This window comes from Pseudomonas sp. S49 (assembly GCF_009866785.1).
In the GTDB taxonomy this organism is placed as follows: domain Bacteria; phylum Pseudomonadota; class Gammaproteobacteria; order Pseudomonadales; family Pseudomonadaceae; genus Aquipseudomonas.
In genome coordinates, this window is sequence record NZ_CP019432.1 from 1,690,571 (window position 1) to 1,714,889 (window position 24,319).

Consider the following 24,319-nt stretch of genomic DNA (forward strand, 5'->3'; position numbering starts at 1 on the left):
TTTCCCGAAGCCGGTAGTGTTTATCATGGCCGGCTGCCATGCCGGGTAAAAGGCATTGCGCAGCGTTGTCTTTATTCAAGGAGTTGTTGATGACCTTTTCGTTTGCCGCCAAGGCGTTTGTGCTGCTGCTCTTTTTGGGCAGCACACTCTATGTGCATTTGCGCGGCAAGGCGCGTTTGCCGGTTCTGCGTCAGTTCGTCAACCACTCGGCGCTGTTCGCCCCGTACAACGCCTTGATGTACCTGTTCTCCGGCGTACCGTCCAAGCCTTATCTGGATCGCAGCAAATTCCCGGAGCTGGACGTGCTGCGTGATAACTGGGAAACCATTCGCGACGAAGCCATGCACCTGTTCGATGAAGGCTACATTCGCGCGGCGGAAAAGAACAACGACGCCGGTTTCGGTTCGTTCTTCAAGAAGGGCTGGAAGCGTTTCTACCTCAAGTGGTACGACAAACCGCTGCCATCGGCCGAAACCCTGTGTCCGAAAACCGTGGCGCTGGTCAGTGCAATTCCCAACGTCAAAGGCGCGATGTTTGCGCTGTTGCCGGGTGGCAGCCACTTGAACCCGCATCGCGATCCTTTTGCCGGCTCGCTGCGCTATCACCTCGGCCTGTCGACGCCAAACTCCGACGATTGCCGGATCTTTGTTGATGGTCAGGTTTATGCCTGGCGTGACGGCGAAGATGTGATGTTCGACGAGACCTACGTGCACTGGGTCAAGAATGAAACCGACAAAACCCGCGTGATCCTGTTCTGCGACGTCGAGCGTCCGCTGAGCAACCGTCTGATGACTCGCATCAACCGCTCGATCAGCGCCTGGCTCGGCCGTGCCACCGCACCGCAGAACCTCGACGATGAACGCGTTGGCGGGATCAATCAGGCCTACGCCTGGAGCAAGAGCTTCAGTGACAAGTTCAGTGGCGTGGTCAAACAGTGGAAACGCCGTCATCCGAAGGCTTACCGCGTGATGCGGCCGGTGCTGGCAGTGGCGGTGTTGACGTTGTTGGGGTATTGGCTGTTTGGTTAAGGCTGATTCGCAGGCAATAAAAAACCGCTCCTTGTGAGCGGTTTTTTATTGCCTGCGAATCAGCGCCGCCCAGCGAGAACGTTGGGTTCATCTACGTCAATGCCATCGACAAGAACCTGCAGAAATCGTTGCTGGTTGGTGGATAACACTAAATCCCCCAGCTTTTCATCGGCTTTGCGTGATCCCTTTTTCGAGGGGGCTCGTTTAACAACCTTACGCATTTTTTTGCCCTCGCTGATCATTAATTGAACAGTTTTCACAATACTTTACCCTCCACTGCGAGCACAAGCCGGCCATCCAAATCAAATGTGAAGCCGAGCTGTCTATATTTCGGAATGGCTCCTTGCATGGGCTCCTGAACTTCAATCAATCTGCTGCCAATAATTTGGGCAAATTCGTCAATGGCCAGCATCGCCAACGCCGCGATACGGTTTTTAAGTGGATGCGCTTCCCCTGGCCTTCCCTCTAGCCGCACGATTCGAATTCGCTGACGGCTATTGTTTGGAATGACAAAACACAGCCCGCAGAGCTCTTGTTCAAACCAGATCGCGACATCCAGAGACAAGGGTTCTCGGGTCTTCCAGGTGGCGACATCTCCCCAGGAAAAATGCGGGTTATCCCAAAGCTCAAAAGCACTCATTGCCTGAGCATCGATGGCTTCGAAGCGTACTTTCGAAAAGTCTGCTCCCTCATGAAAAAGCATTTTCTTGGTGGTGATACTAGCCGCCTTTCTCGCCTCTGACCGATACAACTGATAGCGCAGATAACTCCGTTCCCTTGGCATATGATTTCGAGCATTCCATGTCTCCCCATCGATAGGTGTAGCCGTTGCTCAACAGCCTATTCAGCTCTCATGGATCCGTCGCTACTGGCCCTTTGTCCAAATCATTGCAATCCATGTCCCACGCTGGTTATAGTCGGCGCTCGTGAGTCGTATGCCTCACCTTCCACACTCTCAAAAAAGATCTGCGCCAATGCCTGCATCCCTCATCAACGCGGTAGTCGATTCAGCGGTCAACGCTGTCGTGGTGCCGTGCGGGAATCAGCAGCCCAAGCAGATCAGTCATTACCCCCCACCTGTCAGTAGCACGCCGGTGTGCGCAGTCGTATCACCGCCGGGCGTTGGCGTTTCGGGCTGATCAGCACTGTCTGCTGAGTCCTGCCGCCCGCCAGAAAAACCTACTGAATTTCAGCTTCGGCTGAGTTGGCTTCTTGCCTGACTACAGGTGGTATTCATGTTTGTCCTGTCGAAAAAATCCGCGCTCGCGGCCGCGTCCACGAGCCTGTTCGTTCTGCTGTGGAGCAGCGGGGCGATCTTCTCCAAATGGGGTCTGGCCCATGCTTCCCCGTTTGCCTTTCTGCTGATTCGCTTCGCGATTGCCTTGTGCGGGCTGGTGTTGCTGGCGCCGTTGCTCAAATTGAAGTTGCCCAAGGGCGGGCGGCCAATGCTGTTTGCGATCGCCACGGGCGTGGTGTTGTTGGGGGCCTATCAGATTTTCTATCTATTGGCGCTCAACACCAAAGTCACCCCCGGTGTGATGGCGACCATCATGGGTGTGCAGCCGATTCTCACCGTGGTCTTGATGGAACGGCAACGCTCGGCCAGCCGGATGTTCGGTCTGGCGCTGGGGCTGGCGGGGCTGATCATGGTGGTTTACCAGGGCATCGGTCTGGCCGGGATGTCCTGGGCGGGGATGCTGTTCGGGTTGCTGGCGCTGGCGAGCATGACGCTGGGCTCGATCATGCAGAAACGCATCACCGACAATCCCCTCGGCACGCTGCCGGTGCAGTATCTGGCCGGGCTGTTGTTGTGCGGGATCTTCGTGCCGTTTCAGCCGTTCCATTTTGAACACAGCACAGGTTTTATCGTGCCGGTCTTGTGGATGGGGCTGGTGGTTTCGGTGCTGGCGACGTTGTTGCTATATCGGTTGATCGCGCGGGGCAATCTGGTGAATGTCACCAGTCTGTTCTATCTGGTGCCGGCGGTGACGGCGGTGATGGACTATCTGATTTTCGACAATCGCCTGGCAGCGTTGAGTGTGCTGGGGATGTTGTTAATTGTGGTCGGTCTGGCATTTGTGTTTCGTGAAAGGGGGTAATAGATCATCAGGTGGCGGCTTTTAGGCCGCCGATCGCGAGCAGGCTCACTCCTACAGGGGAACGCATTCCAATTGTAGGAGTGAGCCTGCTCGCGATAGCCTTTTTGGCAACAGCACTAATTTATCGGGCCGGCACCTCAGCCGGTTTCACCACCGCCGGCTTCAAAACCAGCCACAGCGCAATCGCGATCAACACCCCGCCATAGATGTGCGCCATCGATAACGGCTCATCCAGCAACAACGCCCCCCACAACACGCCGAACGGCGGAATCATGAAGGTCACCGTCATCGACTTCACCGGACCGATCGAGCTGAGCAGGCGGAAGTAAATGATGTAGGCAAACGCCGTGCAGCCAAGACCCAGGCCCAACAGCGACAGCCAGACATTCCAGCCGCCCCAACTGACCGGCGGTGACGTGATCACGCTGTAGCCGAACAACGGCAACAGGAACAACGTCGCACCGAGCATGCTGCCCAGCGCCGACAATCGGCTGTCCAGTCCACCGGCCTGATCCAGCCAGCGCCGCGCGAGGAAACCGGCAAAACCATAACAAGTGGTCGCCAGCAAGCAGGCGAGGGCGCCCATCAACAGCTGCATGTCAAATGCCACGGGACCGGCGCGGGTCAGCACGCCAACGCCTAACAGACCGAGGAACACCCCGCCCAGTTTGGCTGCGGTGAGTTTTTCACTGAAGAACAACCCGCCAATCAGCACGCCCATTAGCGGCGTGGTGGCATTGAAAATCGCCGAATAGCCGGCTGGCAATACCTGGGCCGCGACCGAGTACAGTGTCGCCGGAATGCCTGAGTTGATCACGCCCAGCAGCATCACGGTTTTCAGTTTGCCTTTGAAATCCCAGCGCACGCGCATCAGCCCGAGGATTACCAGCAAACCTGCAGCCGCAATCGACACGCGAAGGAACCCGGTCGGGATCGTGCCAATCACCGGCGCAATAATGCGCATGAACAGAAAACTTGCGCCCCAGATGGCCGCCAGCGACAACATACGGAAAATATCGACAGGGCTCACGACGGGTCTCCTTCCTTGATCGGGACGAGAGTGTTGCCGAGCGCCCTGACGAAGGCAACCGCTATTCGGGCATGCAACTTATCGGTCAGATCACAAAGCGTGTCACCAGACTGTTGAGGTCCACGGCCAGACGCGACAGTTCCTGGCTTGCAGCCGAGGTCTGAGTGGCGCCAGCGGCGGTCTGCGTTGAGAGGTCACGGATGGTCACCAGATTCTGATCGACCTCGCGCGCCACCAAGGCCTGCTGCTCGGCCGCGCTGGCGATCACCAGGTTGCGTTGGTTGATCTGCGAGATCGACGCGGTGATTTTTTCCAGTGCCTGCCCGGCACTGTTGGCGCGGCGCAGCGTCTGACCCGCCTGCTCGGCACTGCTCTGCAAAGCGCCAACGGTCGCCCCGGTGCCTTGCTGGATGCTGCTGATCATCAGCTCGATTTCTTCGGTGGAATTCTGCGTGCGTTGCGCCAGCGAACGGACTTCGTCCGCGACCACGGCAAAACCGCGCCCGGCTTCACCGGCGCGCGCCGCTTCGATCGCCGCATTGAGCGCCAACAGATTGGTCTGCCCGGCAATCCCGCGAATCACCTCCAGCACTTTGCTGATGTCCTGTGCCTGCGTGGCCAGGCCCTCGGCTTGTGCGGAAGCACCGAGTACCGCATCGACCAGTTGCTGAATCGAACTGATGGTTTCGCTGACCTGTACGTGGCCGTGCTTGCTGTCCTCGTTCGACGCGGCAGACGCCTCGGCGCTGGACACCGCGTTGGCGGCGACTTCGTCCACCGCCGTGCTCATCTCGGTGACCGCGGTGGCGGCTTGTTCAATCTGATCGTTCTGCTGCTGCAGGCCGCGGGTGCTTTGCTCCATCACCGAACTCATTTCCTCGGCAGCGGAAGCCAGTTGCTGTGCCGATTCGCTGATACCGCGAATGGTCGAGCGCAGATTGCCCTGCATCTCGGCCAAGGCATGGAGCAGCTGCGACGCCTCATCCTTCCCGGTGCTGGTGATCTGTCCGCTGAGATCACCGGCAGCAATGCGCCGCGCGACATCCAGTGCCTGATTGATCGGGGTGGTGATGCTGCGGGTCAGCAGCCAGGCCAATAACAAGGTGGCAATCAGGGCGACCACGATGATCGACGTGACGATCCACAATGCCTGCTGATACATCGCCGCAGCGGCTTTGGCGGCGGCATCCGCACCTTGTTGGTTGAGGCTGATCATCTGCTCCAGCGTCTTATCGAGCACAGTGCCCTGCGGCGCCAGTTCATTGCTCAAACGCGTGGCAGCCTGCTCGTTCTGCCCCGCGTCAATCTGGCTGACAATCTGATCGAGAATGCTCAGGTATTTGCCGATGGCCGCGTTCAAGCCGTCGAGCATCGCCTGTTCCTGATCACTGGCGATCAAGGCTTTGTGATCGTTGAGGCGTTTGAGCAACTCCTCGCGTTGCGCCTTGAGGATATTTTTGCTTCGGTCGCGCACCGCAGGCTGGGAGTTGGTGATCAGACGCAACGATTCGAGACGGATGCTGGCGATGTTCGCCGCCGCGTCATGAATGCTCTCGATGCTGGGCATCCATGACTCTTCGATCACCGCTGCACTTTCGCGCAGGGTTTTCATCTGGCCCAGACCGAACAGGCCGACCACCACCAGCAGACTGGCCAAAACGGCAAAGCTCAAACTGGCGCGCAAACCTATGCGCAGATTCCGGATAGACATCAGTGTGCTCCTTGATCTTTGAAGGGGGGGAGGTCGTCCTCGTCAGCGAGGATCTTGTTATGAGGCGGGTAATGGCGGGCTGTATATCAAAGTGCCACTATTTTGGTAAGACCAATCTGGAGTCGTTGCTGACGATCCGCGTAGTTGCAGCAAAGCCACGGACTAGAAGCGTGCATTGGGTCTTGGATCCGAAACCCAGAGAATTCACGGGCTGGCGCAGGGCGGCGAGAAGAACCGCTCAGGCGTTAACTGACCGAACGGTTGATTAAAAAAACTTTGCCAAAACGCTGATGGCGTACAACCCCGGCGCAGATTTGGCAGAAATTGCACTTCACCTGTGTGCGCATCCGTGGCTAAGCTCAGGCACAGATTTCCAAACGCACGCCGAGGTCTCATCTATGCCGCAGCAATGGCCAGCCACCGACATCGCCCGCATGATCCTCGATGGCTTTGACGATTACCGCGAGCATTTCCGGCGCATCACCGACGGTGCCCGTGAGCGCTTCGAGCAGGCGCGCTGGCAGGAGACGCAAACGGCGTCGGCGGCGCGGATCAATCTCTATGAAGAAAAGGTCGGCGAAACCATCGCCCGTCTGCGCGAATACTTCGACGATGAGACGCTGATGAATGTCAGCTGCTGGCCGCTGGTGAAAAGCGCCTACATCAGCGTCATCGACCTGCGCTTCGACGATGAGCTGTCCGAGACCTGGTACAACTCGATTTTCTGCGGTCTGTTCAGCCATGACCTGATCAGCGACGGCTGCATGTTCATCCACACCACACGCCCGAGTCTGCGCCGTGCCCGCGCCGCGCAGACCCGTACCTACAAACCGCAAGGGCAATTGTCGGGGATGCTCGCGAGCATTTTTGCCGACTATCGCTTCAGCGAGGATTACGCCGATCTGCCCGGCGACTTGCTTCGCCTCGAAGCGCAGCTGCGCGAGAACCTGCCGGACTGGGTGTGCAAAGACCCGGAACTCAGCGTCGAGCTGTTTTCCTCGGTGCTGTACCGCAACAAGGGCGCGTACCTGGTCGGGCGCATTTACACCCGCGACGAGCAATGGCCGTTGGTGATCCCGCTGCTGCACCGCGAAGGGCGCGGGATCCAGATCGATGCGCTGATCACCGACGAAGCCGACGTGTCGATCATCTTCTCGTTCACCCGTTCGTACTTCATGGTCGATGTGCCGGTGCCGGCGGAATTCATCGGTTTCCTGCGGCGCATCCTGCCGGGCAAGCACATCGCCGAGCTGTACACCTCGATCGGCTTCTACAAGCATGGTAAATCCGAGTTCTACCGCGCACTGATCAATCACCTGGCCAACACCGATGACCAGTTCATCATGGCCCCGGGCGTGCGCGGCATGGTCATGAGCGTGTTCACCCTGCCGGGTTTCAACACCGTGTTCAAAATCATCAAGGACCGTTTTTCGCCGTCGAAAAACGTCGACCGCGCCACGGTGATCGAGAAGTATCGGCTCGTAAAAAGCGTCGACCGGGTAGGGCGCATGGCCGATACCCAGGAGTTCGCCGATTTCCGTTTTCCGCTGAGCAAGTTTGATCCGGCGTGTCTTGAGGAATTGCTGGAAGTCGCGCCATCGACAGTCTCGGTCGAGGGCGAGACGGTATTGATCCGCCACTGCTGGACCGAACGGCGGATGACCCCGCTCAATCTGTATCTGGAAAACGCCAATGACGCACAGGTGCGCGAGGCGCTGGAGGATTACGGTCTGGCGATCAAGCAACTGGCGGCGGCGAATATCTTTCCAGGCGACATGTTGTTGAAAAACTTTGGCGTCACCCGGCATGGGCGGGTGGTGTTTTATGACTATGACGAGATTTGTTTCCTGACCGAGGCCAACTTCCGCCACATCCCCGCGCCGCGTACACCGGAGGACGAAATGGCGTCCGAGCCGTGGTACTCGATCGGGCCGCTGGATGTGTTTCCCGAGGAGTTTCCACCGTTTCTGTTTGCCGATTCGGGGCAGCGCAAGTTGTTCGATCAGTTGCATGGCGAGTTGTATAACGCCGATTACTGGAAGAGCCTGCAGGAGGCGATTCGGGCGGGGAAAGTCATTGATGTCTTCCCGTATCGGCGTAAAGGGTTGGATAACGAATAAGCCAGAAACCCTCACCCCAACCCTCTCCCAGAGGGAGAGGGGGCCGACCGAGGTGTCTTGCGTCAAGCATCGACCTGAAAGAGCTTGGCGATTATGGATTCGGTGATGCGCGTTCAGGTCGGCGAGGCTGGCAAAGTTGACTCGGTCGGTCCCCTCTCCCTCCGGGAGAGGGCTAGGGTGAGGGCAGCAATCCCCCTGACACGCCACAAATCCGCCAAATCTGCGACAATCCGCCCCCTGCATAAATAGACGACCGAATTGCCTACCCGATGACCGACGAATCGCCCTCCATCGACAAACTGCTGAAAAACCTCGATCACGCCATGCTCGCCGACCGTCACCGGCTGCGGCGGCAGTTGCTTGAGCTGCGCAAGAAACCCGACGAGGCCAAACTGGCCCAGTGGGTGACGCGCATGCAGGCGTCCTGTGATCAGGTGCTGGCCCGCCGTGCCAGCCTGCCGGTGATTCGTTACGACGACAGTCTGCCGATCGCCGCCAAGCGTGACGAGATCAAAAAGGCGCTGGAAAAACACCAGGTGCTGATCATCGCCGGCGAAACCGGCTCGGGTAAAACCACCCAGTTGCCGAAGATCTGTCTGGAAATCGGTCGCGGCCAGCACGGTCTGATCGGCCACACCCAGCCACGTCGCATCGCTGCACGCAGCGTCGCCAGCCGGGTCGCCGAAGAACTCGCTACGCCGCTCGGTGCGCTGGTCGGCTATCAGGTACGTTTCGAGGATCAGAGCGATTCCAACACCCTGATCAAGCTGATGACCGACGGTATTCTGCTCGCGGAAACCCAAAATGATCGCTATCTCGAACGCTACGACACGATCATCGTCGACGAAGCCCACGAACGCAGCCTCAACATCGATTTCCTGCTCGGCTACCTGAAAACCCTGCTGCCGCGTCGCCCGGATCTGAAAGTCATCATCACTTCGGCGACCATCGATCTGGAGCGCTTTTCCAAGCACTTCGACGACGCGCCGATCGTTGAAGTCTCCGGTCGTACCTTCCCGGTGGACACCTGGTATCGCCCGCTGACGTTGGAGCAGGACGAAGAGGGCAACCGCGTCGAGGATGACCTGACGGTGGATCAGGCGATCCTCGCGACCCTCGATGAAATCGCCGCTTACGAGCGCAGCGAACGTCGCAGCCCCGGTGATGTGCTGGTGTTCTTGCCAGGTGAGCGCGAGATTCGCGATGCTGCCGACATGCTGCGCAAGGCTCAGCTCAAACACACTGAAATCCTGCCGCTGTACGCGCGCCTGTCGCCGGCCGAACAGCAGCGGATTTTCCAGTCGCACCCGGGCCGTCGCGTGGTGCTGGCGACCAACGTTGCCGAAACCTCGCTGACGGTGCCGGGCATCCGCTACGTGATCGACAGCGGCACCGCGCGCATCAGCCGTTACAGCTATCGCGCCAAGGTCCAGCGTCTGCCGATCGAGGCGATTTCCCAAGCCAGTGCCAATCAGCGTAAAGGTCGCTGCGGCCGGGTCGAGCCGGGCATTTGCATTCGGCTGTACAGCGAAGAAGATTTTAATGGGCGCCCGGAGTTCACCGATCCGGAAATTCTGCGCACCAACCTCGCGGCGGTTATTTTGCAGATGCTGCATCTGCGCCTCGGCGAAATCACCGCGTTCCCGTTTATCGAGCCGCCGGACGGCAAGGCGATCAGCGACGGTTTCAACCTGCTGCAAGAACTCTCGGCGGTGGACCGCAACAGCCAGTTGACCCCGCTCGGTCGCCAGTTGGCGCGCTTGCCGGTCGACCCGCGCATGGGCCGTATGCTGCTCGAAGCGGCCAAGCTCGGTAGCTTGCAGGAAGTGCTGATTGTCGCCAGTGCCATGTCGATTCAAGACCCGCGCGAGCGTCCGCCGGAACGTCAGCAAGCGGCCGATCAGGCCCACGCGCAATGGAAGGATGTCGATTCGGATTTCGCCGGTTTGGTAAATCTGTGGCGTGGTTTTGAAGAGCAACGCCAATCGCTGACTGCGAGTCCGCTGCGCAACTGGTGCCGCAAGAACTTCCTCAACTATCTGCGTCTGCGCGAGTGGCGCGATTCCCATCGGCAGTTGAGCCTGATCTGCCGCGACATGCAGTTGAGTCTGAATAAAGAACCGGCGGATTATCCGAAACTGCACAAAGCGGTGCTGGTCGGCCTGCTGAGCCAGATCGGTCAGAAAACCGAAGATGGCGATTACCTCGGCGCACGTCAGCGGCGTTTCTGGATTCATCCGTCGTCGGGCATTGGCAAGAAGCGTCCGCAATGGCTGATGACCGCCGAACTGGTGGAAACCACCAAGCTTTACGCGCGCATGGTCGCCAAGATTGATGCCGACTGGATCGAGCCGCTGGCCGGGCACCTGATCAAGAAAAACCACTTCGAACCGCACTGGGAGAAGAAGCGCGGCCAGGTCGTGGCGTTCGAACAGATCACCCTGTTCGGGCTGATCGTGGTCGGCCGCCGCCCGGTGCATTACGGCCCGGTGGATCCGGTGGTTTCGCGAGAGCTGTTTATCCGCGAAGGTCTGGTGCGTGGCGAGATTCAGTCCAGAGCCAAGTGTCTGAGCGCCAACAAACAACTGCTGGAACAGCTCGACGAACTGGAAGCCAAGGCTCGTCGCCGCGACATTCTCGCCGACGAAGAAACCTTGTATGCGTTCTACGATGCGCGGCTGCCGGCGGAGATTCACCAGACCGCGACCTTCGACAGTTGGTATCGCATCAACAGCCAGAAGAACCCGCAACTGCTGATCATGCGCGAAGAGGACGTACTGGCCCGCGAGGCCAGTGAAGTCACTGCGCGCGATTACCCGGACACGCTGCACATCGGCGATCTGGAGCTGGCGCTGACCTATCACTTCGAACCCAATCACCCGCGCGACGGCGTGACCCTGCGCGTGCCGGCACCGCTGTTGCCGATGCTGCCGCCGGAGCGCTTGGAGTGGCTGGTGCCGGGGATGATCGAGGCCAAGTGCATCGCCCTTGTGCGCAACCTGCCGAAAGCGCTGCGCAAGAATTTTGTGCCGGTGCCGGACTTCATCAAGGCTGCCTTGCAGCGCATGACCTTTGCCGAGGGTTCGTTGCCGCAAGCGCTCGGTCGCGAACTGCTGCGCATGACTGGCGCGCGGGTCAGCGACGAGGCGTGGGCCGAAGCTGAGCAAGGCGTCGAGGGGCATCTGCGGATGAACCTGGAAATCGTCGACGGCCAGGGCAAGTTCCTCGGTGAAGGTCGCGATCTGGCCGAATTGACCGCGCGGTTTGCCGAAGCCAGTCAGGCCGCGTTGGCGGTGCCGCAGAGCGCGAAAAGCCAGCAACCGGTGGAGGCGAAAGTCTTCGCGCCGGTGGCGGAAAAGACTCAACAGAAGATCGCCGGGCTATCGATGACGGTGTATCCGGCGCTGGTCGAAGAGGGCGGCACGGTCAAGGAAGGGCGCTTCTCGACCCCGGCCGAAGCCGAGTTCCAGCATCGTCGTGCCTTGCAGCGGTTGTTGATGCAGCAACTGGCGGAGCCGGCCAAGTTTCTGCGCGGCAAGTTGCCGGGGCAGACTGAATTGGGCCTGCTCTATCGCGAACTGGGCCGGGTTGATGCGCTGGTTGAAGACATTCTCCTGGCCAGCCTCGACAGCTGCATTCTTGAAGGTGAAGACCCACTGCCCCGTGACGGTGCCGGGTTGGCGGCGTTGGCCGAGCGCAAACGCGGCAGTTGGACCGAGCACGCCGAGCGCGTGGCCCGGTTGACGCTGGAGATTCTCAAGCTCTGGCACGGTCTGCAAAAACGCTTCAAGGGCAAGATCGATCTGGCGCAAGCCGTGGCGCTGAATGACATCAAGCAGCAGATCAATAATCTGGTTTACCCGGGGTTTGTCCGCGAGACGCCGATGCAGTGGCTCAAGGAGTTGCCGCGTTACCTGAAAGCGGTCGAGCAGCGTTTCGAAAAGCTCGGTGCGCAGGTGCAGAAGGATCGCGTCTGGAGCGGCGAACTTGCCGGCCTCTGGGCGCAATACCAGACCCGCGCAGCGAAACATGCGCAGGAAGGCAAACGCGACCCGCAACTTGAGCTGTACCGCTGGTGGCTGGAGGAATACCGGGTGTCGCTGTTCGCCCAGCAATTGGGCACCAAGGTCCCGATCTCCGACAAACGCCTGAACAAACAGTGGAGCCAGGTCGAACCCTGACCTTGAGCCGCACGCCATCCCCTGTGGGAGCGAGCCTGCTCGCGAAAGCGGTGTGTCAAACAAGAATCTGGTGACTGACACTCCCCCTTCGCGAGCAGGCTCGCTCCCACATTGGGATTTGGGTTGTGCTTGAGAAAGGCGCCAAAAGTCCACGTTTATGGCAAACTTCGCGACCATAAACGCCGGTTTCGCGACCCAGAGCCTTCGGCCGTGGTGCGAGACGGAATAAAGCGATGCCAGGTTTGCGTCCCCCGGATGGGAATAGACCCTTTGTGTGTTGGTACGACGGTTCCAGCACTTTCTGCCTGAACAGATTAGAGAAACGACCATGCATAACGTCGTCATCAGCGGCACCGGCCTGTACACCCCGGCCAACAGCATCTCCAACGAAGAGCTGGTGCAGTCTTTCAATACCTACGTCGCCCAGTTCAACGCCGACAACGCCGACGCGATCGCCAGCGGCGAAGTCCAGGCCCTGACCGAATCCAGCGCTGCGTTTATCGAAAAGGCTTCCGGCATCAAGAGCCGCTTTGTCATGGACAAGGACGGCATCCTCGATCCACAACGCATGGCTCCGCGCCTGCCGGAGCGTTCCAACGACGAATGGTCGGTGCTCTGCCAGATGGCCATCGGCGCAGCCGAACAGGCCCTGCAGCGCGCCGGCAAAACCGCCGCTGACATCGACGGCGTGATCGTCGCCTGCTCCAACCTGCAGCGCGCCTACCCGGCCATCGCCATCGAAGTCCAGGAAGCCTTGGGCATTCAGGGCTTCGGTTTCGACATGAACGTGGCTTGCTCCTCGGCCACCTTCGGCATCCAGGCTGCGGCCAACAGCGTGCAACTGGGCCAGGCCCGGGCAATCCTGATGGTCAACCCGGAAGTCTGCACCGGGCACTTGAACTTCCGCGACCGCGACAGCCACTTCATCTTCGGCGATGCCGCGACTGCGGTGATCATCGAGCGCGCTGACACCGCGACGTCCAAGCACCAGTTCGATGTAGTCAGCACCAAACTGCTGACCAAGTTCTCCAACAACATCCGCAACAACTTCGGCTTCCTCAACCGCGCAGCGGAAGAGGGCATCGGTGCCCGCGACAAGCTGTTCGTGCAGGAAGGCCGCAAGGTGTTCAAGGATGTCTGCCCGATGGTTGCCGAACTGATCGGCGAGCATCTGCAAGAGAACCAGCTCAACGTCGGCGACGTGAAGCGCTTCTGGCTGCACCAGGCCAACCTGAGCATGAACCATCTGATCGTGCGCAAACTGCTCGGCCGCGAAGCCACCGAAGAAGAAGCGCCGGTGATCCTCGACACATACGCCAACACCAGCTCTGCAGGCTCGGTGATTGCTTTCCACAAATATCAGGACGATCTGGCTGCCGGTTCGCTGGCGGTGTTGAGTTCGTTCGGTGCGGGCTATTCGATCGGCAGCGTGATTCTGCGCAAGCGTTGAAAATTGGTTTAATTTCCTCTTAATCGCGCCGACCTTTCCTACATCCGAATCGGCTCAAACGCTGTAATTTTTCGGAAATGGCGGCAGGTGAAGACCTGTCGCCGTCATTTTCGGAATCGGCACAAGGAAATTTTTGGATGGCGGCTGACGACACCCAACTGCTTGCGCGCCTGCTGGCAGGTGAACAACAGGCTTTCAAGGAACTGGTGACGACGTATCAGAGCGCCATGCGCGCCGTGGCGTATGCCATTGTCGGCCAGCGCCACGTTGAAGAAGTGGTGCAGGACGCTTGGCTATCGGTGGTGCGCCATATTGCCAGTTTCGAAGGTCGCTCCAGTCTCAAGACCTGGCTGTTGACCATCACCGCCAACTCGGCGAAAAGTCGCTATAAACAAAATCGCCGGGAAGTGTTGATGGATGATTTGCCATCGCCCCATGGCACGATCGACGACGACCGCTTTTCTCCCGGTGACGGCCATTGGCTGGTCGCCCCCTTCGCCTGGCACCAGGACACGCCGGAAGCGCTGCTGACCGAGAGCGAATTGCGCGAATGTCTGGAGCACACCCTGTTGAATCTGTCGGAACTGCAAAGCAGTGTTTTGCTGCTGCGTGAGCGTCAGGGGCTGGAGCTTGAAGAGATCTGTAATCTTCTGGAGATCTCGCTCTCCAATGTCCGTGTGCTGCTGCATCGTGCGCGGCTGAAAGTCTTCGCGACCGTGGAGCATTTTGAGGAGACCGGAGAATGCTGACCTGTAAGGAACAAGTGGCGCGCTCCAGCGATTATCTCGATGGCCAACTGAGCTTTCGCGAAAAGTGGATGGTGCGTCATCACCTGATGTTTTGCCCGAACTGCCGGCGTTTCATTCGCCAGATGCGTTTGATGCAAGCCACATTGAAGGCGATGCCGGAGAAACCGGAAGAAGGCGTCGATGCCTTGGCTGAACGCCTGGCCGAGCAACGACGAAAAGATAATCCCCTGTAGGAGCTGTCGAGTGAAACGAGGCTGCGATCTTTTGATCTTTTTCAAGATCAAGATCAAAAGATCGCAGCCTTCGGCAGCTCCTACAGGGGATTTTCGCATCCTGCAGAAATAGCCCGGCGCGAGCGAAACGAACGGATGATGGGGATCGTCCCGCCCGCACCGGGCTATAAGAGAGTCAGTTGCAAGCGCCAAGTCTCAAGCTGCAAGTAATGCTTTGACTTGCAGCTTGAGGCTCGAAGCTTGCAACTGCTGTTTTTAGAACTTGGCTTCGGCGTCCAGCTGTAAGGTGTTGGCGTCAGCGTCACGCTGGGTACGGCTGGCGAAGTCGGCCTTGGTCAGGAAGTACGTAGCGCCAATGGCGAAGTTCTTGTCGATGTCGTAACCGACCTTGAACTTGTGACCACGGGAACCGGTGGTGCCGTTGGCGAAGTCGGAGTCGGTGAAGGCGCCGACCACGGCGTTGCGCTGCACGTCACGATAGTTGTAATCGAGGTTCAGGCCGAAGACTTTCGACTTGGCGCCCAACAGCCACGCGGTGTCCTGATCGGTCACGGCATCATTGTTCTTCACGTATTGACCGTAGAACGACAGTGGCATCGGCAGACCGCCAATGTCGACCTGGCTGAACCCTTCATACAGACGGAATTCGTTGTTGGCCGAGTTGCCATTGACCGCCAGCGCACACGGCGTGGAAGTGCCGGTGCAGCGGCTGTCTTCGTCGTTCTGGTAGGCGTAGACGCTGCCGCCCACAGTCACTTTCAGGTTGTCGGTGATGTTGAAGCGGCTACCCAACTGGCCAGCGGTCAGACGCAGGTCGTGACGGAATTGCACGCCATCGCCGTCAACGTTGTCCTTGAGGTTGTAGTTACCCAGGCTGCCGAACAGTTCGGCGCTGCTGCCCAACGGGTATTTGTAAGTAACGGCCAGACCTTCCGGGTTGATGTCGCTGTCCCAGATCACGTCGCCCATGCTGACCCACGGCTGAAGCATCTTGCCGCCGATGATGTGCAGGTTCTTGATCTGATCCGGGTGGTAGTCGATGTAGCCCAGGTCGAGCCAGATCTGCTTCTTGTCGAAGTAGTTGTCCTGATCCTGGTTGGTGGAACGGGCATCGTCGCCGCCGCCGGTGGCGATACGGATGCCGGTGTCGACCTGTGGGTTGATCTCGGTGTAGGCGCCCAGACGGGCACGGATGCGCTGACGGTCCTTGTCGCGGCCGCCGTTGTTCGGTTCGCCGTCGATCTTGATGGTTTCCTGACGAATACGCACGTCACCCTTGAACTGGGTCTTCGCGGCCCAGGCCAGTTTCTGGTCGAAAGCGCTTTGCTCGTTGCTCTTCTTCGCGACAGCCGCGACTTGTTCGTTGGTCTCTTGCTGCGCCTGCTGCGCGATTTGCTGAGCCTTCTGATCCTTGGCCAGTTCAGTTTGCAGTTCGATGTACTGCGCCTGGGAAATGGAACCGTTAGCCTTGAGCATGTCGAGCAGTTTGGCGTCGACTGCGGCACTGGCCGGAACACTCATGGCCAGCAACAGGCCGCCACACAGGGCCGCCGCAGTTTTCGTGGAAGCAAGACGCATAGCAATCTCCGAAGATGAGAGGGATGGCTGAACCATCCCGGGCACAACCGACGATTTGGACGTCGGAAAACAGTGTCCGGGTAGAACCCGGCGCTCTAAAAACAGGCGCCAGTATCGCGATGGTTTATGACAGAGCAGTGGCACAGTGATGGCAGGTTGATGACGATATCGATTCGCCCTGAACTATTGATCCAGAGCGCTGTCGGCCGATTGCGGGTGTGCAATGCCGCGCAATCGGCGATACTCGCCGGGCGCTGAAGTCCTGTTGTGGAGAGCTTGTTGATGCCGTTGCAACGCCTGCAAAACCTGTCGGAAATCGCCTCGGCAAGCTGGGATGCGCTGGTGCCTGAAAGCCAGCCGTTTCTGCGCCACGCTTTTCTCAGTGCACTGGAGGACAGTGGTAGCGTTGGCCCCCACACTGGCTGGCAACCTGAGCATTTGCTGCACATCGAAGATGATCGACTGATCGCCGCGTTACCCAGTTATCGCAAGTGGCATTCCTACGGCGAGTACGTGTTCGATCACGGCTGGGCCGATGCCTGCGCCCGTGCCGGCATCGATTACTACCCCAAGCTTTTGACGGCTGTGCCGTTCAGTCCGGTGAGCGGCCCGCGCCTGTTGGCGGCCAATGTCGAAGACGGTTTCGAACTGCTCAAGAGCCTGCCGGGTTATCTGGAAATCGAAGGGCTTTCCAGCGCGCACATCAATTTCACCGACGCTTTCACTGATGCGGCGATGGCCGAACAACCGGGCTGGCTGCAACGCATCGGCTGTCAGTATCACTGGCAGAATCGCGGGTATCGTGACTTCCAGGATTTCCTCGATGTACTCAGTTCGCGCAAGCGCAAACAGATGCGCAAGGAGCGCGAGCAAGTGGCGGGACAGGGCTTTGAGTTCGAATGGCTGGAGGGGCGCGAGCTGGACGAGGCGCAGTGGGATTTTGTCTACGCCTGCTACGCCAACACCTACGCGGTGCGACGCCAGACGCCGTATCTGACGCGGGAGTTTTTCAGCCTGCTGGCCGAGCGCATGCCCGAGGCAATCCGCGTAGTGCTAGCGAAACAGGGCTCACGGCCGGTGGCGATGGCGTTAAGTCTGGTCGGGGGCGACAGTTTCTACGGCCGCTATTGGGGATGTCTGGCGGAGTTTGATCGACTGCACTTCGAGACCTGTTTTTATCAGGGCATGGATTACGCGATTGCGCAGGGTTATCAGCGTTTCGATGCTGGCGCCCAGGGCGAGCACAAGCTGATTCGCGGGTTTGAACCGGTGATCACCCACTCTTGGCATTACCTGCGGCATCCGGGTCTGAAAGCAGCAGTGAAAGATTTCCTGCATCAGGAACGCGCCGGCATCCTCGCGTATGCCGAAGAAGCCAAAACAGCCTTGCCCTACCGCCAAGCCTAGATCCCCTGTAGGAGCTGCCGAAGGCTCGGGCCGCGATCGGACGATCTTTTGATCTTGCTTTTTTGAACATCAAGATCAAAAGATCGCAGCCTTCGGCAGCTCCTACAAGGGGATCTCAGGCACCCCTCAGGTTTCTTCTTTGCCCAGCCAACGATAGATCCCGCCACCCACCACCGCGCCAATCAGCGGCGCGACCCAGAACATCCACAGCTGCGCAATCGCCCAGCCGCCGACCATCAGCGCCGGCCCGGTGCTGCGCGCCGGGTTCACCGAGGTATTGGTGACGGGAATCGAGATCAGGTGAATCAGCGTCAGGCCCAGGCCGATGGCGATCGGTGCCAGTCCCGGCGGTGCGCGTCTATCGGTGGCGCCGAGGATGATGATCACAAACATCGCGGTCATCACGAGCTCAGTGACAAATCCCGCTGCCATCGAGTACTTGCCCGGTGAATGCTCACCATAGCCGTTGGACGCCAGGCCGGCGGCGATATCGAAACCCTCTTTGCCGCTGGCGATGTGGGCGATCAGCGCCGCCGCGAGAATCGCACCGAGCACTTGGGCAATGATGTAAGCGGGCAACTCCTTGGCCGGAAACCGACCGCCAACGAACAGACCGACCGAGACGGCCGGGTTGAGATGACAGCCGCTGATGTGGCCGATGGCAAACGCCATGGTCAGCACCGTCAAACCGAACGCCAGGGCCACCCCCAGCACCCCGATTCCCAGCGGTGAAGACGCGGCGATCACCGCGCTGCCGCAACCACCCAATACCAACCAGAACGTACCCAACAACTCAGTGACTGAACGTTTGAACAGAGACATGAGAGGCGTCCTTGATAGCCCTGCTATCGAGACTGCATCGAGTTGTGCATCCTTGCAGACTTACGACAGGCTCCGTTCCGGAACCTTGGCTGAGTACAGCAGGCTTTTAACGGATTTCCAGCGGCCACAAAAAACCGCCAGCGCCCGTGGTTGGCGGGCTGTGGCGGTGATCGTTCCCACGCTCTGCGTGGGAATGCTTCAAGGGACGCTCCTCGTCCAGTGACGCGGAGCGTCACGGGCTGCATTCCCACGCAGAGCGTGGGAACGATCTTGGAGGGGTCAGTCGATGCCGACAAACCCTCCGGTCTGGTGCGCCCAAAGCCGTGCATACAGACCGCGATGAGCCAACAGTTCAGCATGGGTGCCGCTCTCGGCAATCTTGCCGTTCTCCAGCACTACCAGCCGATCCATACGGGCAATGGTCGAGAGCCGGTGCGCAATCGCGATCACGGTTTTGCCCTGCATCAACGTTTCCAGGCTTTCCTGAATCGCCGCCTCGACTTCCGAATCCAGCGCCGAGGTCGCTTCGTCCATGATCAAAATCGGCGCGTCCTTGAGCAGCACCCGCGCAATTGCAATGCGCTGACGCTGACCACCGGACAATTTCACTCCACGCTCACCGACATGCGCATCGAAACCGGTGCGGCCCTCAGCGTCCGACAGCAGCGGAATGAACTCATCGGCACGCGCCTTGTGCACTGCATCCCACAACTCGGCATCGGTCGCATCGGGTTTGCCGTACAACAAATTGTCGCGGATCGAACGGTGCAGCAGCGAGGTGTCCTGGGTGATCATGCCGATCCGTGCGCGCAGGCTTTCCTGACCGACTTCGGCGATGTTCTGGCCGTCGATCATAATCCGTCCGCCTTCGACGTCGTACAGGCGCAGCAGCAGGTTGACCAGCGTTGATTTGCCGGCGCCGGACGGCCCGATCAAACCGATTTTTTCGCCCGGTTTGATGTTCAGATTGAGGTCGCCGATGATCCCGCGCTTCTTGCCGTAGTGAAAATCCACGTGCTCGAAACGCACTTCGCCACGGGCCACGTCCAGCGGTTTGGCCTGCTCGTGATCGGTGACGCTGACCGGTTGCGAAATGGTGCGCAGACCGTCCTGGACCATGCCGATGTTCTCGAAAATGCCGGTGACTACCCACATGATCCAGCCGGACATGTTGACGATGCGGATCACCAGGCCGGTCGCCAGGGCAATCGCGCCAACGGTAATCAACGACTGTGTCCACAGCCACAAGGCCAACGCAGTAGTGCCGACGATCAGCAAGCCGTTCATGGCGGTAATTACCACGTCCATGCTGGTGACGACGCGGCCGGCCATCCGCGCTTTGACGGTCTGTTCTTCGATGGCTTCCTTGGCGTAGTGCTGTTCGAAATTGGTGTGGGCGAACAGCTTCAGCGTGGCGATGTTGGTGTAGCCATCGACGATGCGCCCCATCAGTTTTGAACGCGCATCGGAGGCTTCCACCGAGCGGTCTTTCACCCGAGGTACGAAATAATAGAGCGCGCCGATGTAGGCAACGATCCACGTCAGCAGCGGGATCATCAGGCGCCAGTCGGCCTCGGCGAACAACACCAGCGAGCTGATCGCGTAGATCACCACGTGCCACAGCGCGTCCACTGCTTGCACTGCCGAGTCACGCAGCGAGTTGCCGGTCTGCATGATTCGCTGGGCGATGCGCCCGGCAAAGTCGTTCTGGAAGAAATTCAGGCTCTGTTTGAGCACGTAGCTGTGGTTCTGCCAGCGGATCATGCTGGTCATGCCGGGACTTAACGTCTGGTGCACCAGCAAGTCATGCAGGCCGAAGAAGATCGGTCGCAGCACGAGGGCAACCACCAGCATCCACGTCAGTTCGAGGGCATGGTCGCTGAAGAAATTCGGGTTCGGTGTGCCTTGGGCCAGGTCGATGATGCGGCTCAGGTAACTGAACAGCGCCACTTCGATCAATGCGGCGAACAGGCCAACGACGAGCAGGGCGGCGAAACTTGGCCAGACCTGCTTGAGGTAATAGGTATAGAAGGGGAGAACGCGGTCCGGCGGAGACGCCGTCGGGGCTTCACGGAATATGTCGATCAGTTGTTCGAAACGGCGATAGAGCATCAGATAACCGCCCGGAGCACGGGCTCTCCTTTTATCGGTGTGAGCGGCGTGGGGTTAATCCAGCGCCGCTCGATACGCCCTGTACAGCTTAGTCGATGACTTTGGCCGACTTGATGAATACAGGGTCGGCAGGTACGTCTTTCATGCCGCTTTTGGTGGTGGTCGGCGAGTTGACGATGATGTCGACCACGTCCATGCCTTTGACCACTTTGCCGAATACTGCGTAGCCGTCGCCCTGGTCGAGGAAGTCGTTGTCCTTGACGTTGATGAAGAACTGGCTGGTCGCCGAATCAGGTACGGAAGTGCGAGCCATGGACAAGGTGCCACGAACGTTAGCCAGACCGTTTTTGTGTTCGTTCTTGATAGGGGCCTTGGTTTCTTTTTGCTGCATCTGTTGAGTGAAACCGCCGCCCTGAACCATAAAGCCCGGGATCACGCGGTGGAAAATCGTGTTGTTGTAGAAGCCGCTGTTCACGTAATCCAGAAAGTTCTTGGTACTGATCGGCGCCTTGACCGGGTCCAGCTCAATTTCGATCTGGCCGTTTGTGGTGTCCAGCAGCACGTGCGGTGCTTTGACCGGCGTGGCTGCCATGAGGTTGGCGGCAAACAGCACAGTACCAGCGGCGAGGGCGAGTTTTTTCAGCATGGGTCAGTGATCCTGAGTTTGAATTTCGGCTGCGGCGAGGAACTCCAGCAGCGTTTGATTGAAGCGTTCGGGTTGATCGAGCGGGGTGGCGTGGCGCGAATCGGCGATCACCACCAGCCGCGCATTCGGCAGCAGTTTTACATAGGTTTCTTTCAGTGCCACCGGTGTGTAATCACGGTCGGCGCTGATGACGAGCGTTGGACAGGTCACTCGGGAAAGTCGTTCCTGAACGCCCCAGCCAACAATCGCATCGAAGCTGGCGAGATAAGCACGTTTGTCGTTTTTTGCCCAGCGCTCAGCCATTTTCTGCCGCAGATCGGCTTGTTCCGGTTTCGGAAAAAGCTTGCCGCCAAGGGCTTCGCCGATGGTCGCGAGGCTGAGTACGCGCATCAGGCTCCAGCGTTTGAACCACTGCCAGTAATCGTCGCGGCTGCGGATTTTGACTTCGGGGGCGCTGTTGACGATGGTCAGACTCTTGAGCAGATGAGGCTGATCGACGCCGAACTGGAAGCCGATCATGCCACCCATCGACAGCCCGACGTAATGCACCGGGCCGAGGTTCAAGTGCTCGATCAGCGCGAGCAGGTCGGCGCTGAAACCGGCAATGCTGTAGCGCTCGCGCGGTTTGTCCGAGCGACCGTGGCCGCGAATATCCGGAACGATCACCCGGTAATGCGCGGCCAGTGCCGGGATCTGCATTTCCCAGTCCAGTGTGCTCGAGCCGAGCCCGTGAACCAGCAGCAACGGCGTGCCGTGGCCATATTCCTCGTAGTGCAGGTTGCAACCATCGTGCTCGAAATACGCCATCGGTGAACTCCGTGTCAGGCTTGTTCAGGGGCGGCGAACGGTGCGTCCAGCGGCAAGGTGTCGAAGGTACGCAGCAGTTCGATGAGAATTTGCGTGGCCGGGCCCAAGGGTTTGTCCTTGTTCGAATACAGATAGAAGCTCGAGTTGCGGTTGCCGCCCCTGTCCAACGGTAGCAGCTTGAGCGAACCATCTTTCAGTTCGCGTTCGATCATATGCCGTGGCAGCCAGGCAAAACCAAGTCCGCTGCTGACGAACGTGGCCGCCGTGGCGAGGCTGCCGACGGTCCAGCGCTGTTCGGCGCCGAGCCAGCCGACATCACGCGGCTGCTGGCGGCCGGAGTCGCGAATCACCACTTGCATCTGGGTTTCCAGATCCTGAAAGCTCAATTCGCGATTGAGCCGATGCAGCGGGTGATCGGGATGAGCAACGGCGACGAATTCGACGTCGCTCAGTTCCGCACCAAGGTAACCGGGAATGCTCAGACCGGTGATGGCCAGATCAGCCACGCCTTCGAGCAGCACTTCCTCGACCCCCGACAATACCTCCTCACGCAGACGCACGCGGCAGCCGCGACTCTGCGGCATGAACGCGGTCAACGCGCGGACGATGCGCGCACTCGGGTAAGCAGCGTCGACCACCAGACGGACTTCAGCTTCCCAACCTTGCTCCATGTGGTGGGCGAGGTCTTCCAGTTGGCTGGCCTGTTTCACCAGTTGCCGCGAACGGCGCAGCAACACGCCACCGGCTTCGGTGAGCACGGCTTTACGCCCGTCGATGCGCAGCAACGGCACACCGAGCTGATCCTGCATGCGGGCGACGGTGTAACTCACCGACGATTGCGAACGGTGCAAGGCCTCGGCGGCTTGGGCGAATCCGCCGTGGTCGACCACGGCCTGCAATGTTCGCCATTGATCAAGGGTCACGCGGGGCGCTTTCATCAATAGCTCCTCTTGTCCTAAGCTGGCCGTCCCTCATGGAGACTGCCGAATGAAAAAATTCTGTTGTGTGCTGCTGGCGCTGCTTCCGTTGACTGCTTTCGCGTACCCGATTGATGTGCAGAAAGAACTCAACGGCATGAAGATCGATTACGAGACCTTCGACACCGATAACGACATCGGCTCGATTCGGGTGGCCAACTATGGTGATGTCGATGCAACGTGCAAAGCGGTGTTCAGCAACGGCCCGGAAGCACCACGCACGCGCACGATCGATGTACCGGCCGGCAAACATAAAAACGCCACGGCCAAGTTCACCCGCGAGATCATCAAGCTGCGCATCAAACTGACCTGCACCCCGAAATAACGGTCGACCCCTTGTAGGAGTGAGCCTGCTCGCGATAGCGGTGTCCCAGATAAATCAATATCGCCTGACACGCCGCTATCGCGAGCAGGCTCACTCCTACAGGAGCATGGTTCAGCATCTAAACGAATTATTCGATGCTTTGCAGCAATTATTTGCGCTTTTTCATCGATTCGACTCTGTTTAACCTTCACTCCATCGACCTACAACATTCTCGGATGGAGGCTACACACCATGTCCCGCGTTCTGATCATCGAAAGCAGCGCCCGCCAGCAAGATTCGGTATCCCGTCAACTGACCCAGACCTTCATCAGTCAGTGGAAAGCGGCGCATCCGGCCGATCAGATCACCGTGCGTGACCTCGCCGTGAACCCGGTGCCACACCTGGACATCAATCTGTTGGGCGGCTGGATGAAACCTGCCGAGCAACGCAACGCCAACGAGCAAGCTTCGCTGGACCGCTCCAACGAACTGACTGATGAATTGCTTGCTGCCGACGTGCTGGTGATGGCCGCGCCGATGTACAACTTCGCCATCCCGAGCACCCTCAAGGCCTGGCTCGACCACGTGCTGCGTGCCGGCGTGACCTTCAAGTACACCGAAACCGGCCCGCAAGGCCTGCTCAGCGGCAAACGTGCCTACGTGCTCACCGCTCGCGGCGGCATCTACGCCGGCGGCCCGGCGGATCATCAGGAACCGTACCTGCGTCAGGTCATGGGTTTCATCGGCATCAACGACGTGACGTTCATTCACGCGGAAGGCATGAACCTCGGTGGCGACTTCCAGGAGAAGGGCTTGAATCAGGCCAACGCCAAGCTGTCCCAGGTCGCTTGACAGGTTAATCCCCAGATAATCGCCGATTGTTTAAGTGACCTGGCGCAACCCCTTCAAGGCTCTACGCGCATCGAACCTCCCTTTGCACTTGTTGCTCCTGAGTGCTGTAGCCCGATTGAACGCATTAGCGAGATCGGGCTTTTTTTTGCCTGTATTTTTTGAACGACGCAAAACTCCTGGTGGGAGCGAGCCTGCTCGCGAAAGCGGTGTATC

20 protein-coding genes are annotated in these 24,319 nt (G+C 59.1%); 10 read left to right on the forward strand and 10 right to left on the reverse strand.

Translation table 11 applies throughout. The features are described 5' to 3' along the window. The first annotated feature begins 89 nt into the window (after positions 1-89). Positions 90-1,028 carry an aspartyl/asparaginyl beta-hydroxylase domain-containing protein gene (locus PspS49_RS07505; RefSeq protein ID WP_160038696.1) on the forward strand — a complete coding sequence of 313 codons (939 nt, stop codon included), beginning with the start codon at positions 90-92 and terminating at the stop codon, positions 1,026-1,028. A gap of 59 nt (positions 1,029-1,087) precedes the next feature. On the opposite strand, the gene PspS49_RS07510 is transcribed toward PspS49_RS07505, so the two are convergent. Beyond that, positions 1,088-1,288 (reverse strand): hypothetical protein, encoded by a 201-nt coding sequence (locus PspS49_RS07510; RefSeq protein ID WP_127926226.1) that lies wholly within the window; start codon positions 1,286-1,288, stop codon positions 1,088-1,090. Next, entirely contained in the window at positions 1,285-1,812 is a 528-nt protein-coding gene (locus PspS49_RS07515; protein WP_127926227.1) for a hypothetical protein, read from the reverse strand. The genes PspS49_RS07510 and PspS49_RS07515 overlap by 4 nt, the downstream gene beginning before the upstream one ends. A gap of 451 nt (positions 1,813-2,263) precedes the next feature. On the opposite strand from PspS49_RS07515, the gene PspS49_RS07520 reads away from it, so the two are divergent. Next, entirely contained in the window at positions 2,264-3,127 is an 864-nt protein-coding gene (locus tag PspS49_RS07520; RefSeq protein WP_150749304.1) for a DMT family transporter, read from the forward strand. 121 nt (positions 3,128-3,248) lie between these two features. Here PspS49_RS07520 and PspS49_RS07525 read toward each other — a convergent pair whose 3' ends face one another. Next, a complete protein-coding gene (locus tag PspS49_RS07525; protein WP_127926229.1) occupies positions 3,249-4,157 on the reverse strand; it encodes a DMT family transporter in 909 nt (302 codons plus the stop codon). Positions 4,158-4,242: 85 nt separating this feature from the next. Next, positions 4,243-5,868: a methyl-accepting chemotaxis protein gene (locus PspS49_RS07530; RefSeq protein WP_150773804.1), complete on the reverse strand. Its 1,626-nt coding sequence runs from the start codon at positions 5,866-5,868 to the stop codon at positions 4,243-4,245. Positions 5,869-6,266: 398 nt separating this feature from the next. On the opposite strand from PspS49_RS07530, the gene aceK reads away from it, so the two are divergent. The 5 genes from aceK (at position 6,267) to PspS49_RS07555 (ending at position 14,601) form a co-directional block, all read left to right on the forward strand. Next, entirely contained in the window at positions 6,267-7,988 is a 1,722-nt protein-coding gene (aceK, locus tag PspS49_RS07535; RefSeq protein ID WP_127926231.1) for a bifunctional isocitrate dehydrogenase kinase/phosphatase, read from the forward strand. A gap of 269 nt (positions 7,989-8,257) precedes the next feature. Next, on the forward strand, positions 8,258-12,169 hold the full coding sequence (gene hrpA / locus PspS49_RS07540) for an ATP-dependent RNA helicase HrpA (protein WP_160038698.1): 3,912 nt from the start codon (positions 8,258-8,260) through the stop codon (positions 12,167-12,169). A 328-nt stretch (positions 12,170-12,497) separates the two neighbouring features. Then, complete coding sequence (locus PspS49_RS07545; RefSeq protein ID WP_116028888.1) at positions 12,498-13,619, forward strand: beta-ketoacyl-ACP synthase III; 1,122 nt, start codon at positions 12,498-12,500, stop codon at positions 13,617-13,619. Positions 13,620-13,756: 137 nt separating this feature from the next. After that, a complete protein-coding gene (locus tag PspS49_RS07550; RefSeq protein WP_127926234.1) occupies positions 13,757-14,368 on the forward strand; it encodes an RNA polymerase sigma factor in 612 nt (203 codons plus the stop codon). Next, a complete protein-coding gene (locus PspS49_RS07555) occupies positions 14,362-14,601 on the forward strand; it encodes a zf-HC2 domain-containing protein (protein WP_127926235.1) in 240 nt (79 codons plus the stop codon). The genes PspS49_RS07550 and PspS49_RS07555 overlap by 7 nt, the downstream gene beginning before the upstream one ends. Positions 14,602-14,856: 255 nt before the next feature. Here the strand turns inward: PspS49_RS07555 and PspS49_RS07560 are convergent, their stop codons facing one another. Beyond that, a complete protein-coding gene (locus PspS49_RS07560; protein ID WP_127926236.1) occupies positions 14,857-16,179 on the reverse strand; it encodes a putative porin in 1,323 nt (440 codons plus the stop codon). Between the two features lie 282 nt (positions 16,180-16,461). Here PspS49_RS07560 and PspS49_RS07565 point away from each other — a divergent pair, with 282 nt between their 5' ends. After that, positions 16,462-17,586, forward strand: coding sequence for a GNAT family N-acetyltransferase (locus PspS49_RS07565; RefSeq protein WP_160038700.1), 1,125 nt, complete (start codon positions 16,462-16,464; stop codon positions 17,584-17,586). Positions 17,587-17,712: 126 nt separating this feature from the next. On the opposite strand, the gene aqpZ is transcribed toward PspS49_RS07565, so the two are convergent. The 5 genes from aqpZ to PspS49_RS07590 all read right to left on the reverse strand — a co-directional run bounded on the left by aqpZ (position 17,713) and on the right by PspS49_RS07590 (position 22,911). Next, positions 17,713-18,408, reverse strand: coding sequence for an aquaporin Z (gene aqpZ / locus PspS49_RS07570; RefSeq protein ID WP_064586473.1), 696 nt, complete (start codon positions 18,406-18,408; stop codon positions 17,713-17,715). A 279-nt stretch (positions 18,409-18,687) separates the two neighbouring features. After that, the gene (locus tag PspS49_RS07575; RefSeq protein WP_038358471.1) at positions 18,688-20,520 is read right to left on the reverse strand and encodes an ABC transporter ATP-binding protein; all 1,833 of its coding nucleotides are present in this window, start codon (positions 20,518-20,520) and stop codon (positions 18,688-18,690) included. Between the two features lie 88 nt (positions 20,521-20,608). Next, on the reverse strand, positions 20,609-21,166 hold the full coding sequence (locus PspS49_RS07580; protein WP_095119068.1) for a peptidylprolyl isomerase: 558 nt from the start codon (positions 21,164-21,166) through the stop codon (positions 20,609-20,611). A gap of 3 nt (positions 21,167-21,169) precedes the next feature. Beyond that, positions 21,170-21,973, reverse strand: a complete 804-nt coding sequence (locus tag PspS49_RS07585; RefSeq protein ID WP_160038702.1) for an alpha/beta hydrolase — start codon at positions 21,971-21,973, stop codon at positions 21,170-21,172. A 14-nt stretch (positions 21,974-21,987) separates the two neighbouring features. Beyond that, entirely contained in the window at positions 21,988-22,911 is a 924-nt protein-coding gene (locus PspS49_RS07590) for a LysR family transcriptional regulator (RefSeq protein WP_007914443.1), read from the reverse strand. Positions 22,912-22,960: 49 nt separating this feature from the next. Between PspS49_RS07590 and PspS49_RS07595 the strand changes: the two genes are divergently transcribed. Both PspS49_RS07595 and PspS49_RS07600 read left to right on the forward strand, forming a co-directional pair. Next, positions 22,961-23,275: a 3-phosphoglycerate kinase gene (locus PspS49_RS07595; protein WP_102900300.1), complete on the forward strand. Its 315-nt coding sequence runs from the start codon at positions 22,961-22,963 to the stop codon at positions 23,273-23,275. A gap of 231 nt (positions 23,276-23,506) precedes the next feature. Next, positions 23,507-24,106: an FMN-dependent NADH-azoreductase gene (locus tag PspS49_RS07600; protein WP_150749298.1), complete on the forward strand. Its 600-nt coding sequence runs from the start codon at positions 23,507-23,509 to the stop codon at positions 24,104-24,106. Positions 24,107-24,319 lie beyond the last annotated feature (213 nt).